Consider the following 13,623-nt stretch of genomic DNA (forward strand, 5'->3'; position numbering starts at 1 on the left):
AAAGGGGATGTGCAAGTCATGTATAGAAAAAGGGGAGCCTTGTTTGGTACGCTTATGATGATAAGCGTGCTTCTTTTAGTCTCGTGTTCAAATGGGCAAATCAAGGATGCGTTAAATTATCAAATCGAGCCGTTTGAATATCAAAACCAGGATGGTCAAAAGGTGTCGCTCGATGATGTAAAGGGGAAAGTGTGGGTGGCAGATTTTATTTTCACAAGCTGTGAAACGATTTGTCCTCCTATGACGGCACATATGACAGAACTGCAAAAACGATTAAAAGAAGAAAAATTGGATGCGCATATCATTTCGTTTAGCGTAGACCCAGAGGTAGATTCACCGAAAAAGCTAAAGACGTTTGCAAAAGCATATCCATTGTCCTTTAAAAATTGGGATTTTCTGACTGGTTACTCACAGTCAGAAATTGAAAAATTCGCGATGAAAAGCTTTAAGACCATCGTGAAAAAACCTGAAGACGAAGACCAGGTGATTCATCAATCACTGTTTTTCCTTGTGGATCAAGAAGGAAAAGTGATAAAAAATTATGACGGTGTTCAAAACACACCATATGATGAAATCATTAAGGACATCAAGACGCTGAGCCGGAGCTAGCATAAGGATGTTCAAATGAGCGAAAACATGATACACTTTTTTAATCAGAAAAAGGAGGGACATCATCGTTTGAAAGCTCGTTTGATTTTGATTGTGATGTCTCTAGCTTTTGTTCTTTCTGCATGTTCTGCGCAAGAGGCTGGCATAAAGGATAAACTAGAAGACACACAAAACGTAAAAGAACATATTACGATTGCAGCGGTTGGAGATTCCTTAACAGAAGGAATCGGAGATCAAGATAAAAAAGGATATGCAGGCATCACCCGTGACAAGATAGAAGCGGTGGACGGCGTGCAATCTGTGACATTAAAAAACTATGCTATTAAAGGCAGTAGAACGGTAGATTTATTAAAAAGATTAAAAGAAAAAAAGGTGCAGGATGGACTGAAAGACGCTGATTATATTTTCTTTACGATCGGCGGAAATGACTTGATGCATGTCGTCCGTCAAAATGTGCTCAATTTGACGTTTGCTCCTTTTCAAAGAGAGCAAGGTCCTTTTGAGGAGCGCTTTAAAACCATTCTTGCCCAGCTAAGAGAGCATAATGACCACGCGAAGATCATGTATGTCAGTATGTACAATCCGTTTAAGTTCAGCTTGTCTGAGCTAAGAGATATTGACGAAGTCGTCAAAGACTGGAACGCTGTTGCCAAAAAAGAACTGAAAAAAGACGGCAACGCTGAGATGATCGATGTGGCAGATTTATTTGATGAAGATTCTGATGAAAAATTACTGGCAGATGATGATTTCCACCCAAACCAAAAGGGGTACTCTCTTATGGCAAATCGTTTATTCTCAGAAGTGAAAAAAGAAGGACTGCCGAAGGAATAGGGTGAAAAGATGAAAAAATGGAAGAGCTTATTTTTTATTTTACTGTCAATCAATCTACTCATTGTTCTTGCCTGCGGTATTTTGATGCTGCTGCCGGGCGGTCAATCCGCTTCAACAAAAGAAGTGAATAGCGAGTATGCGTTTAACATTTCTAGCTCAAAAGAATCTCTGACCAGCTTTGTCAATGATTATTTGAAAAACCAAGGCTCAAGCGATATGCCAGACTTTCATGTGGCGATTGATCAAGATGTGAAAGTAACAGGCGCAATCAAAGCTTTTTCTTCAACGATTGATGCAAATGTCTCTTTTACACCAACTGTTGAAGATAACGGGGATGTACTGCTTAAAGTAGATGACTTTTCCATCGGACAATTAAGCATTCCGATCAGTTTTGTTTTAAGCTATATGGGTCAGTTCTATGAACTGCCTGAATTCGTTCATGTGAAACCAGACCAAAAAACGGTTGAAGTGCGCCTTTCAGAAATGCCGCTGACGAATGATATGTATGTCAAAGCAAACAAAATTGATCTTGAGAATGATGAAATTGAATTTTCATATTACCATCCAAAGCAATAGAACGTGTTAGTCAGGAGTGAAATCATGAAGCGAGTCTATCAATATTTTAGTTTACTGTCGCTCTTATTTGCTGCGTACTTTGGCATTACGGCTGCCACTGATTTAAAAGCAGAAAATATCGACCAGTTTTACTTAAATATCGCCTATTGTGCTTTATTTTTAGGTATCATGATTCTTGCTTTTGATTTTCAAAAGCAAGAAAAAGCTGAAGATGTCTCGTAAGGAGCCTTTTCCATTTGGAAAGGCTCTTTTTACATTTGACGAGACAAGACCACCTTTGCCATAAGCTCTGGTTCTCCATTTGCAAAACCATGAAGCAAAATAAGATAGGCCCGCTTTGGTTGCAGATGGACTTTCGGGATATCAAGCAGCACACTCTGAGTACCAGACGCTTTCAATTCAAAATGATACTTATTCGGCGAGAAATGATGGGTTTGAGTGCCGCTCACATAACCGAGCTCCTTTGATAACATTCCTTGATCCCGTTCATATATATCAATGGGAGGGAGGTCTGGAGACAGCTGGACAAACGTCAGTGCTGACAAATCTTCTTGCTTAATCAGCGAGTCTTGCCTTTCTGTAAGCAGCGCAAAGCCAGTATGAGCTCCTGTGATACATAGTGTGTAAGTCTCGTTTCCCTTCATCGTCATACGAGAAGAAAGAACTCTTTCTTTTGTAGCCAGCTTGAATACTTCTATCTCATATACACCCTCATCCCACTCCATATATGCTGTCAGCTGGCCGTAAGGCATCTTCTTATGAATCTGGTGCTGGTTCACAAATACAGCGAGCTCACTTAAATCAGGTGCGGCGTGAAATATTCGAATAACGGCTTTTGAAGAGGTGTTTCTCTGATGGTATGGGTGGGCGGTAGCTGATGGACGATATAGAAAGTGATTCATCTCATAGAGCTGCTGCAAGTCCTCATCCCTTCTTTCTCATGCAATGTGTTTTTTGTAGCGTATGCACGACAGGGACGATCTGTATAGGCAAAAGAAACATAGAAAAAAGCCTGACAGATAGCGTCAGGCTCGCATGTTAAGAAGGAGACGAATATTGATGATATTCAGCCAGCTTTATGAACGTTTTTTCATCCTCAATTAAACCACAGACGCCGCATTGGACTTTGATTTTAGGACCTTGATAGCTCATGTGAAAAGGAGAAAGCTGATCACCTTCGTATGTTTCAACAACGGCTCCAGTCGCAGGATCAAGTTTCACAGGTTCTGAAATCTGTTCGATGAGATTAAAGCGCGTTCTATTGGTTTTGCAGTTTGGACAAAGATAAGGGCTTGTCATCGTTTATTCCACCTCTTTTTATCCGTAGCATGTCCTGAATGCTAAAATCTATGCTTAATTCTTTTGACTTTTATCCAGCTTTTTAAATAATTTGATCATCGTTTTTAGTTCTTCGTCATCAAAGGATTCAAATCGCTCCATGAAGTATTCTGTTTTCTTTTTCTCAAAATGCTCAGTAATTTCCTTACCCTTATCGGTTAAGTGGATTTTGATGATGCGGCGATCCTCTTTTGAACGGATGCGGGTGATCCAGCCTTTTTCTACAAGTGTGTCGGTCACCGCTGTAATATGACTGGCTGATACCCCGAGAATCGAAGCAAATTCCGTTACTTTTTTCGCACCCTGCTCACGCAGTAAATTTAAAATGAGAAATTCATTCCGAGATAATTCGTTTTCAAGCAGGCTGTTAATTTCATAACGAATCTGCTTAAATACGGTTCTCAGTAAAGTATCCATTTCATACATCATTTGTTTTCTTTGTTCCAATCATTAAACCCCCATTATATTTTAAGGATACGACAGAATGCTTTCTCTCCATTTTAGGTATACAAGTCGTATCATTTTCATTATTTTTTATCATGTTATAATATGATGATACCATTTTTTAAATGAAGGGGGCACTAATATGTCTGAAAAACAAGAATTAGCCACATTTGCCGGGGGCTGTTTTTGGTGTATGGTTAAACCTTTTGATGAACAGCCAGGCATTATCAAAGTTGAATCAGGGTATACTGGCGGACATACAGTGAATCCGACCTATGAGGAAGTTTGTACAAATACAACGGGGCATAGAGAAGCTGTTCAAATCACATTTGATCCTGATGTTTTTCCATATGAGAAGCTATTAGAACTATATTGGCAGCAAATAGACCCAACAGATGATGGAGGGCAATTTGGTGACAGAGGAGAATCCTACCGTACAGGTATTTATGTTCACAACGAAAAACAAAGGCAGCTTGCAGAAACATCAAAACAGCAGCTGAGCCAAAGCGGAATCTTCCAAAAACCAATCGTCACTGAAATTTTAGACGCTGGTCCTTTTTATCCCGCTGAGGAATATCATCAGCATTATTATAAAAAGAACAAAATGCACTACGAACGATATCATGTCGGTTCGGGCAGAGCAGGTTTTATTAAGTCTCATTGGAGTGATAAATAATGGCCAACGAAAAAGAGCAGCGCATCAAAGAATTAAACCGGATGCAGTATGAAGTCACGCAAAATAATGGCACTGAGCCGCCATTTCAAAATGAATTTTGGGATCATAAAGAAGAGGGCATTTACGTAGATATCATTTCAGGCAAACCATTGTTTTCTTCTTTGGATAAATTTGATGCCCACTGCGGCTGGCCAAGTTTTACAAAACCGATTGAAGATCAAGAGGTAGAAGAGAAGGTTGATACGAGTCATGGGATGGTTCGGACAGAGGTTCGCAGTAAGACAGCGGATTCTCATCTTGGTCATGTTTTTCCAGATGGGCCAGGGCCAAACGGTCTTCGATATTGTATTAACTCAGCCGCTTTGAAGTTTATCCCAAAGGATGATCTTGAAAAAGAGGGCTACGGTCATTTGAACCATCTATTTAAATGATTGATTGAAAAATCGTCACATGGAAAGCGAGTGCTTCCGTGTGACGATTTTTTATTTTTTATGATGCGTATGATGTAATTGTTCAATGATGTGAAACAGCTTCTCTTTTGTAATGAGCGGTGCTTTGTTTGACGTGTAATTGATCAAATCGATTTTTTTGAACGCAGGGTGCAGATGCGGTCTCGGTAAGATGGCATAAAACTGTTCATGTTCAAACAGTGTATCTGCTTCGTGAGGGAATGTGAGTTCCTCGTGCAGTTTTTCTCCTGATCTTTTTCCGATCACGAGAATATCAGGAGATGCAACATTGATTTGACCGGCATATTCATGAAACGCTTTTAATAGATCAGCCAGCTGTAATGACTCCATCTTGAGAATAAACGTTTCGCCGCCTTTCATCATGATCGCCGCTTTAAGTGTGAGGGATACAGCTTCTTCAATGGACATAAAAAAACGTGTCATCTTAGGGTCTGTTACCGTTAAAGGCTTCTCATTTAACAGCTGCTGGAGCATGATGGGAATGACGGAACCCCTTGATCCAAGCACATTGCCAAAGCGTACAGAACAAAACATCGTTTTTTGATTAGCGATACTTTCGTTCGCTTGAAAAAATAATTTCTCTGAAATCAATTTTGTTGCACCCATGGCATTTGTTGGAGAGACGGCTTTGTCGGTTGAAATGTTGACAACATGACTGACTTCATGCTCGATTGCTGCTTCAATGACATGCTGTCCGCCGATGATATTGGTTTGAACGGCTTCAAACGGATTATCTTCACAAGTGGGTACTTGTTTTAAGGCAGCTGCATGAAAGATGATATCAACCCCTTTGACAAGCTGTCTCACACGGCTTGCATCCCGCACATCTCCAAGTGCAAATACGACCTCTGGATACGCTGCATACTCATTTTTCATCATGTATTGTTTGCTGTCATCCTTACTGAAGACAATGATTTTCTTAGGAGAGCATGCTGTTAATTTTTTCACAATTTGACGACCGATCGACCCCGTGCCGCCTGTGACCAATATAATTTTGTCGCGAAAAAAGGTCTTCAAACTCATTTCTACCTGTTTGGACATATCTAATCCCCCAACTCTCATTTCTCTACTTTGTATCATATGTAAAAGCGTGACAGACGTTTGAGGAAAAGAACCACTTTATGCATAAATTAGGTGAACAAATTATAACCATCTGCTTGACGTCTTAATAGAATATGTAGAGATAGAAGAACAAGTAGAAAAACGAGAATCGTGAACACTTCAGTACTGCGATCAGCTCAGCGTAATGGAAAAGCTTTTTTGCAGGATACTGGGCTGCACGAGGGGAGAAGATCATACATGTATAGGGGAAATCGTATTTTAGCCATGATACCAGCTTTTAGCGGCCAGCAAACTCATCATTCAAAACACATTCGTGTAGTAGCGGAGCGTCCGCTGATCTATTGGACCATTCAGCCGTTATTACAAATGGTTGAATTAGATGAAGTCATCGTATCTTCAGAGGATGTGAATACTCAAATCATTTCGTCTCACTACGGGGCAAATGTGATTGAGCTGCCAAGCACACATGTGACCGAACAAACACCTGCTATACTGGCTGTGAAGCATGCGCTTGCTTATTTAGAACGAGAGGGGAAGACATTTGATATTGTGTTGTATCTGCCTCCTTTATCACCACTAAGGCAGCCGGAAGATATTGAGAACTGCTTGAAGCTGCTAGTCGAAGGGGGATTTGATTGTACGGCTTCTTTCACAGAGGCGTTAGAAAACCCGAATGAAACGTGGACACTTCATGAAACCAATGAAGCGAACCTTTATAAGGACAATCATTATTTTTTCATTCCAACACATGACCACCCTTATACGTATGGGCGTTTAAATGGTGCTGTCTATGCGTTTCATGTTCCTTATGCAAAAGAATGCATTCATTCCTTTTTAGAAGGATCTGTTGGAGCGTATATGATGGATCGTGAGCAATCGCTTGTTGTCCTAAATGAGGCAGATCGGAAAAAGGCAGAGAGCGTTTTATTGGCTCGGCAAGATGCAGAAGGAACGGTATAATCAGTAAGAAAAGCGCCTGGTCATAGGGCGCTTTTGGTTATTTCATAAAGTCTGTATGGCAGCGTATCAAATGTGTTCCAGCGAACGACCTGCTCGTAATTATTCTGCGCGACCGACTGTCTTTTTTCAACGTTGGTGATATAATACTCGACCTGTTCAATCAAATCGTTCTCATGTGTGTAAAAAGCAAAGCTTGAAAATGCCTGCGGCGGTTTCAGGTCCGTCAATTGAAAGCGTCCGCTTGCAGCGATATCAAACGCTCTGTTGTTCAGGCTCGTATTTTGAACCATGGCTTTGTTTTGATTATAGGCAAATTGTGCCGGCCTGTGTGGATTTAGAACAATGGCTGATGTTTGATAGATCTCTGCTATTTGCTGTGGGTTCAGCCAATGGGTCATCAGTGTTACATCACGATATCGTCTGCGTGATTTATTCAACTGACGATGCCATTCTTTACCTGCAACGAGAATACGCCATTTGTTTTGATGTAAGAGTGTATGGATGGCTTTGATGCGGTTTGGGTAAGGGTAGCCAATGAGTGCAATGTCATAGATGCACGTCTCAAGCAGGGATTCTTTTTTTTGAAATACTTTTGTATTTGTCGGAATAGGAAAGTAGTGCGAGTGATTAGCGCCAAGTTGTTTGTAAAATGACAAAGCACCTTCGTCAATCGTTAAGATCAGCTGTGCATCACCTGCGCAAGCAGCTGACACATCTGTGTAAAAAGGGTCTTCTGTCATCCACAGCACGATCGGGATCTTTTCTTGTTTGAATTGATGAAGCAAGTCTTTTGGAACATGGTCACCGATCATCATGAAAACAAAATCCGGAGAAAATGTCCGGATTTTGTGCATATGATCGAGGAGAGATTCCCTTTCCATTTTGATACAGGAAAACGGGGAATCAATGAAGCTTTCTTCTATCCATTGATCGAAATGCCGATAGATTCCACCGTAGCCAGAGCTGATATAAAGAAGCTTCATGATGGCCCTCTCACATTAAGATGTGAACGTAACACTTTCAACTTTATCTACATCTAATAGAGTCGTTGCAGAGCCTGTAGGTGTCACAGAGCTTTCTTGTGTGACGAAAACAATACCCGCTGAAGCATCGAATGATACGAATTGAACTGGACCGATTAAGTCTCCTGAGTCCATCACAATGCTAATGACTGTGCCTGGTGCAAGTCTTGCAAAAATCCATCTTGCTGCTTGAGAAGTGTTGAGTGCTGCAGCAGAACCTGTCGCGGATGCCTCGACTGCCACCTCACTAAATAAATTGTTTAATTTTTCTTCCACTTGAACTCCTCCTTCTTCGAGATTGGCTGTTAATGCATGACTAAGCGGTTGGAAAAACAGCTTTAATAGCTCTTTTTTTAATTCGGCACGCTTTTCGCTCATCTTTTCCCCATCCTTTCTTCATCCTTTCAAACACACCATTATGTATATGCCGTTCTCTTTTTTTGGTATAAGCAGAATGCTCATTCCTTATTCTTTTTTCATTTAATGACTTCACACATTTTTTAAAATGTTCTCAAGTGCTGATGCTAAATGAAGTGATTCTCATACTCTAGTAAAGATCAAAGGAGAAGAGAGAGGGATTTTGAATGGAATTTGAACAATTATTAAGTGGCTGGAACGAAGAATTACTAGAAGCAGAAGGAGTCCTTGAAGTGATGTTGATTTTACTTCTTCTTCGTCTTTTAGAGGGAAGTGAGGAAGAAAGTGCGTCAGAAATCAAAGAATTGCTGCGTTCATGGCTTGAGCTGGGCATTCCGGTACCGCGTGTTCATTTAGTCAACGGAGATGTGCTGCAAAACGTAATTGTCGTGCAATTGTTTGATTCAGTGGCGGTCTTTAAAAATGCGACAAATCAGCTAAGAGTGAGTGTTCCTTACGTGAACATTGTCAGCTGGGGAGCTTTTTAATCTATTTAAAAAAGGATAATGTGATCATGAAAGTATCAGTGATTTTAACAAGCTATAATAAACCTGATTTCATTGATCGTGTGCTAAGGAGTATGGTGGAACAAACGTATCAGCATTGGGAGCTTTTGATTATGGATGATGGGTCAGAACAAGAAACGATTCAAAAGATCGAGCCTTTTTTAGACGATGAGCGCATCCAGTTGTATTCGCATCAAATTCATCCTGCAAATCGGCTGACGACCGTACGTTATGCGACGCTTATTAATGAAGCTTTAACACGTATAACAGGCGAGCTGGTTTGTTATTTAACTGATGATACGGTGTACCGGAAAGATCGTTTAGAGAAAATGGTGGATGTTTTTCAGTCGAACCCTGACATCGATATCGTGTATTCCTCGCAGCGTGTCGTGCAGGTGAATCAGCATTCGATGGAAACGGGGAGCTTCGTCCGAGAAGCAGAACAAGTGTTAGAGCATGCGTCCTTTCAAGTCGACCATTGTTCGGTCATGCACAGAAGGCGATTGCTTCCACTTATTCATGATCAATACGGACAATACTGGGCTGATGATCCGAAACATTGGCATCATGGAGACTCCGTTTTTTGGAAGAGGCTAAATCATTTTGCTGCGTTCTTTCCATTAAAAGAAATACTTGATATCACATATAAAACACCACAATCATTCCATCATATGTTTTCAAGTATGCCCTATGATTTAATTGATGGAACCGTGATCGAAAAGGGTGGAGATTATTATCAGATCGCTCACGGATATCTTCATCGAATTGACAGGCGCTGGGTCAATGGAAAGAACAGGCGTGCGATTCGTGTGCCATCGTTATGTACGATGAAATATGAAATAAGAGAAATGCTCACAGTGCCAAATGATACAGTCGTCACCGCAGATTACGGAAAAACGTTTTATTATATTGAACATCAGAAAAAAAGACGATTTGCTTCAAAACGTGATGTACAATACTTTCAGTTTCACCCAAATGAGATATACACCATTTCAAATGAACAGCTCGAGACGTTTGAGGATGGCAGCATTATTCAAGTATCGCCTGTTTTCAGCCCGCCAAACAGACGGCTGTTTAAATGGAAACAAGATATCTATTTACTGGTACATGACACCTTTTGCCGGATTGTACCTGAGGTAGTGAAGTTATTTGCGTTTTACCATCAGCCAATCAAGCTGTATCCCTCTCAATTTGCCTTTTTTCCAGAAGGGAAGCCAATTGTGCCGCTGTATATGGAATCACTGCAAGAATTCGACATGTCTCTTTATCAAACATCAGGGCGAAAGTACTCCTCATAAGAGGGGTGCTTTTTTTTAGAATAGACAAAAAAAGCAGGAGATCGAAAGGAAAAAGCGAAACGTGAAAAGGGTAGGGGAACGATATGAACATGATCAAGCCGCTGAAAATTGGGCAATGGATGCCGGGTTTTCGGCATAGAAAGCGAGGGGGAAGAAATGGGGAAGGTTGTCGAAAGAGCGGATTGGTTTGAATTAATTTTAGAAGCCATCGACGAAGCGATTCATGTTGTAGACGATCAGGGGGTCACCATTTTTTATAATCATAACGCAGCGAAGTTTGACTGTTTAGATAAAAAAGAGGTGGTTGGCAAATTCATCCTGGATGTGTATCCATCATTAACTGAAAAAACAAGTACACTCATGCATGTGCTCAGAACAGGAAAGCCCATTTATCATTCTTTACAAACCTATTTGAATAAAAATGGAGAAAAAATTGAAACGGTCAACACCACATTGCCCATTATAGAAGGCAGCAAGTTAATAGGCGCAGTAGAAGTAGCCAAAGATGTTTCAAAGCTGTCAGCGCTCTCGAATCGTTTAGATCAAAAAAAACGATCAGATGGAGTCACTGAAATTGATCAAATGCATGATTTTTCTTCATTTTTAACAAATGATTCACACTTAAAAGAGACGCTTGACAAGGCTAAAAAAGCTGCTGCATATCCTTCATCCGTTGTTGTCTACGGGGAAACAGGGACTGGAAAAGAAGTACTCGTACAAGCCATAGTCCATGAATCTGACCGAAAAGACCGGGTCTTCATCCCGCAAAACTGCGCGGCGCTTCCAGAGTCATTACTTGAGAGCCTTTTATTCGGATCTGTCAAAGGGAGCTATACGGGCGCCGTTGATCGCAAGGGGCTGTTTGAATTAGCAGATGGGGGTACACTTTTTCTTGATGAGCTGCAGGCGATGCCGCTTACATTGCAGACAAAACTACTGCGTGTTTTAGAGGATGGTGTTGTCCGCCGCATAGGTGATTCAAAGGCCATTCAAGTGGATGTCAGAGTCATAACTGCACTGAATGTAGACCCATTTGAAGCGGTTAAAAAGCAAATTTTAAGAGAAGACTTGTTTTATAGACTGCATGTGTCATCTTTTCATATCCCGCCACTTCGTGCGAGAAAGCATGATATCCAGCTGTTATCCCGCCACTTTATTCAAACCTATCATCAGCAATTTTCTAAACATGTGACCCGTCTTTCTGAAGAAACGACCCAATTATTTATGGCTCACCAGTGGCCAGGGAATGTGAGAGAACTAAAACATACCATTGAGCATGCCGTTTTGATGATGCCAAAGGAAGCGGTAGAAATAACCCCGGCGTATCTTCCTGCTCATTTACGAACGCACAAGGTAGATAAGAGCCCGCCTGAGTCCTCATTAAAAACTCAAGTGACTTCATTTGAACAAACGCTGATCCAAGAAGCTTTAAGAAAGCATGCTGGGAATATTAAGCAAACTGCCGCAGCCTTAAAGATTCCTCGACAAACACTGCAGTATAAAATGAAAAAATATGCAGGTGCCGAAAAGTAGGCACCTCAAAAAATTGAATACCACGGAAAAAGCTCCTTTTGTAAAGAGTAGGGGCATTTTCCCATGTTGGCACATAACTTGCATAGTATAAAGTGAATGCTGATAGGGGGAATGGATATGAATCAGAAACTGTATCAACCGGCGCGACACTGGAAGGACATTGAGCTATGGAAGGATGTCCCTGAGGAGAAATGGAACGACTGGATTTGGCAGCTGACGCATACTGTTAAAACGCTTGATGATTTAGAAAAAGTCGTGAACTTAACAGAAGAGGAAAAAGAAGGGGTGAAGATTTCCACCAAAACCATTCCACTAAACATTACACCCTACTATGCCTCACTGATGAATCCAGACGATCCAAGATGTCCAATCCGTATGCAGTCTGTACCAATTGCAGAGGAGCTTCATAAAACCAAATATGACCTGGAAGACCCGCTTCATGAAGACGAGGATTCACCTGTCCCGGGTCTAACGCACCGCTATCCAGATCGTGTGCTGTTTCTTGTGACAAATCAGTGCTCCATGTACTGCCGCTATTGTACGAGAAGACGTTTTTCCGGTCAGATCGGCATGGGCGTACCGAAAAAGCAACTAGATGCGGCAATTGGCTATATTAGAGAAACACCTGAAGTGCGGGATGTGTTAATTTCAGGTGGTGACGGGCTTTTAATCAATGATCAAGTGCTTGAATACATTTTGAAAAACTTACGAGATATTCCTCATGTTGAAATCATTCGAATTGGTACTCGTGCTCCGGTTGTCTTTCCGCAGCGAATTACGGATGAACTGTGTGAGATTCTGAAAAAATATCATCCGGTTTGGCTGAATACCCATTTCAATACAAGCATTGAAATCACAAAAGAAGCAAAAGAAGCGTGTGAACGTCTTGTCAATGCCGGTGTCCCTGTAGGCAATCAGGCTGTGATCCTTGCGGGGATTAATGACAGTGTACCGATTATGAAAAAGCTGATGCATGATCTCGTGAAGATTCGCGTCAGACCTTATTATATTTATCAATGTGATTTATCTGAGGGCATCGGCCACTTTAGAACACCCGTCTCAAAAGGTCTTGAAATCATTGAAGGCCTAAGAGGACATACGAGTGGTTATGCCGTGCCAAGCTTTGTTGTAGATGCGCCAGGAGGAGGAGGCAAGATCGCCTTACAGCCAAATTATTTATTGTCACAAAGCCCTGAAAAAGTCGTTCTTCGTAACTTTGAAGGTGTCATTACCTCATATCCAGAGCCAGAACATTACGTCGCTGGCCAGGCGGATGCATATTTTAATGAAATTTACGAAAAGAAGAAAGAACCGGCAATCGGTGTGACCGCTTTATTTCAGGATGAGGCCAAATCCTTTACACCTGAAAATTTAAGCCGAATGAAACGAAGAGCGTCGTATGAGACAAATCCTGAACACGATACGCTCAAAAATAAACGTGAAAAGCGAGATGAATTAAAAGAAAAGAAATATCAAGCGCAGCTCAAAAAAGAACAAACCGTAAAGGAGGAGAAATAACGTTGCTGACATGTGATTGGTGTGAGGAGAAGAAAGCAAATGAAGAGCAGACAACGGTCTATTGGGAGCTGATCACCGGCACACAGTCAATTGAAATAATTGAAACGCCCTCAATCTCCTGCACGCATTGCGGCATGACCTATCAGAAGGATGAAACGGTAAAAGAGATAGAAGATCAATTGATTTTAGTCGATCAAACAAAGCTGCCCGAAAAAATCTCATATGAAGAATTAATGAGTATGAAGCGATTATTAAAGCGAAATTACTTTGATTTTTCATCATAAGTTGTACCTCCGCCTATACAAGTCATCAATTTCCTGTATAATATAACAACAAAACAGAGTGTCGCGGAGGGAATTACAG

18 protein-coding genes are annotated in these 13,623 nt (G+C 41.1%); 12 read left to right on the forward strand and 6 right to left on the reverse strand.

Annotated features, from left to right (window positions below; translation table 11 throughout):
* Positions 1 to 18: 18 nt before the first annotated feature.
* From GPA07_RS09990 to ypmT, 4 genes are all read left to right on the forward strand, one after another.
* Entirely contained in the window at positions 19 to 609 is a 591-nt protein-coding gene (locus GPA07_RS09990) for an SCO family protein (protein WP_008358149.1), read from the forward strand.
* Positions 610 to 678: 69 nt separating this feature from the next.
* Positions 679 to 1,440 (forward strand): SGNH/GDSL hydrolase family protein, encoded by a 762-nt coding sequence (locus GPA07_RS09995; RefSeq protein WP_071169046.1) that lies wholly within the window; start codon positions 679 to 681, stop codon positions 1,438 to 1,440.
* Between the two features lie 9 nt (positions 1,441 to 1,449).
* Entirely contained in the window at positions 1,450 to 2,016 is a 567-nt protein-coding gene (locus GPA07_RS10000; RefSeq protein ID WP_157292474.1) for a YpmS family protein, read from the forward strand.
* Positions 2,017 to 2,040: 24 nt separating this feature from the next.
* A complete protein-coding gene (gene ypmT, locus GPA07_RS10005; protein ID WP_008358155.1) occupies positions 2,041 to 2,238 on the forward strand; it encodes a protein YpmT in 198 nt (65 codons plus the stop codon).
* Between the two features lie 29 nt (positions 2,239 to 2,267).
* On the opposite strand, the gene GPA07_RS10010 is transcribed toward ypmT, so the two are convergent.
* The 3 genes from GPA07_RS10010 to GPA07_RS10020 all read right to left on the reverse strand — a co-directional run bounded on the left by GPA07_RS10010 (position 2,268) and on the right by GPA07_RS10020 (position 3,801).
* Positions 2,268 to 2,936 (reverse strand): DUF4397 domain-containing protein, encoded by a 669-nt coding sequence (locus GPA07_RS10010; RefSeq protein ID WP_157292475.1) that lies wholly within the window; start codon positions 2,934 to 2,936, stop codon positions 2,268 to 2,270.
* A 118-nt stretch (positions 2,937 to 3,054) separates the two neighbouring features.
* Positions 3,055 to 3,315, reverse strand: coding sequence for a DNA alkylation repair protein (locus tag GPA07_RS10015; protein ID WP_071169048.1), 261 nt, complete (start codon positions 3,313 to 3,315; stop codon positions 3,055 to 3,057).
* 54 nt (positions 3,316 to 3,369) lie between these two features.
* Positions 3,370 to 3,801, reverse strand: a complete 432-nt coding sequence (locus GPA07_RS10020; protein WP_041117740.1) for a MarR family transcriptional regulator — start codon at positions 3,799 to 3,801, stop codon at positions 3,370 to 3,372.
* A gap of 139 nt (positions 3,802 to 3,940) precedes the next feature.
* Here GPA07_RS10020 and msrA point away from each other — a divergent pair, with 139 nt between their 5' ends.
* Together msrA and msrB are read left to right on the forward strand one after the other, a co-directional pair.
* Positions 3,941 to 4,474 carry a peptide-methionine (S)-S-oxide reductase MsrA gene (gene msrA, locus GPA07_RS10025; RefSeq protein WP_071169049.1) on the forward strand — a complete coding sequence of 178 codons (534 nt, stop codon included), beginning with the start codon at positions 3,941 to 3,943 and terminating at the stop codon, positions 4,472 to 4,474.
* Positions 4,474 to 4,905 (forward strand): peptide-methionine (R)-S-oxide reductase MsrB, encoded by a 432-nt coding sequence (gene msrB, locus GPA07_RS10030; protein ID WP_008358164.1) that lies wholly within the window; start codon positions 4,474 to 4,476, stop codon positions 4,903 to 4,905. The genes msrA and msrB overlap by 1 nt, the downstream gene beginning before the upstream one ends.
* Positions 4,906 to 4,956: 51 nt before the next feature.
* Here the strand turns inward: msrB and GPA07_RS10035 are convergent, their stop codons facing one another.
* Positions 4,957 to 5,985 carry an SDR family NAD(P)-dependent oxidoreductase gene (locus GPA07_RS10035; protein WP_008358166.1) on the reverse strand — a complete coding sequence of 343 codons (1,029 nt, stop codon included), beginning with the start codon at positions 5,983 to 5,985 and terminating at the stop codon, positions 4,957 to 4,959.
* A 258-nt stretch (positions 5,986 to 6,243) separates the two neighbouring features.
* On the opposite strand from GPA07_RS10035, the gene GPA07_RS10040 reads away from it, so the two are divergent.
* Positions 6,244 to 6,966, forward strand: a complete 723-nt coding sequence (locus GPA07_RS10040) for an acylneuraminate cytidylyltransferase family protein (protein ID WP_008358168.1) — start codon at positions 6,244 to 6,246, stop codon at positions 6,964 to 6,966.
* A 20-nt stretch (positions 6,967 to 6,986) separates the two neighbouring features.
* Here the strand turns inward: GPA07_RS10040 and GPA07_RS10045 are convergent, their stop codons facing one another.
* Together GPA07_RS10045 and GPA07_RS10050 are read right to left on the reverse strand one after the other, a co-directional pair.
* Positions 6,987 to 7,949, reverse strand: a complete 963-nt coding sequence (locus GPA07_RS10045; protein WP_157292476.1) for a CgeB family protein — start codon at positions 7,947 to 7,949, stop codon at positions 6,987 to 6,989.
* A gap of 15 nt (positions 7,950 to 7,964) precedes the next feature.
* Positions 7,965 to 8,366, reverse strand: coding sequence for a hypothetical protein (locus GPA07_RS10050; RefSeq protein WP_008358173.1), 402 nt, complete (start codon positions 8,364 to 8,366; stop codon positions 7,965 to 7,967).
* Positions 8,367 to 8,572: 206 nt separating this feature from the next.
* Here GPA07_RS10050 and cgeC point away from each other — a divergent pair, with 206 nt between their 5' ends.
* The 5 genes from cgeC to GPA07_RS10075 all read left to right on the forward strand — a co-directional run bounded on the left by cgeC (position 8,573) and on the right by GPA07_RS10075 (position 13,544).
* Entirely contained in the window at positions 8,573 to 8,893 is a 321-nt protein-coding gene (gene cgeC, locus GPA07_RS10055) for a spore maturation protein CgeC (protein WP_008358174.1), read from the forward strand.
* Positions 8,894 to 8,913: 20 nt separating this feature from the next.
* Positions 8,914 to 10,209 (forward strand): glycosyltransferase family 2 protein, encoded by a 1,296-nt coding sequence (locus GPA07_RS10060; RefSeq protein WP_051009114.1) that lies wholly within the window; start codon positions 8,914 to 8,916, stop codon positions 10,207 to 10,209.
* A gap of 156 nt (positions 10,210 to 10,365) precedes the next feature.
* A complete protein-coding gene (locus GPA07_RS10065) occupies positions 10,366 to 11,742 on the forward strand; it encodes a sigma-54 interaction domain-containing protein (protein WP_157292477.1) in 1,377 nt (458 codons plus the stop codon).
* A gap of 117 nt (positions 11,743 to 11,859) precedes the next feature.
* Entirely contained in the window at positions 11,860 to 13,260 is a 1,401-nt protein-coding gene (gene ablA / locus GPA07_RS10070) for a lysine 2,3-aminomutase (RefSeq protein ID WP_071169052.1), read from the forward strand.
* Positions 13,261 to 13,262: 2 nt separating this feature from the next.
* A complete protein-coding gene (locus GPA07_RS10075; RefSeq protein ID WP_008358183.1) occupies positions 13,263 to 13,544 on the forward strand; it encodes a YokU family protein in 282 nt (93 codons plus the stop codon).
* The last annotated feature ends 79 nt before the right edge of the window (positions 13,545 to 13,623 follow it).

Origin of the sequence: Bacillus sp. ms-22 (genome assembly GCF_009759805.1) — a bacterium.
Classification (GTDB): domain Bacteria; phylum Bacillota; class Bacilli; order Bacillales; family Bacillaceae; genus Bacillus; species Bacillus xiamenensis.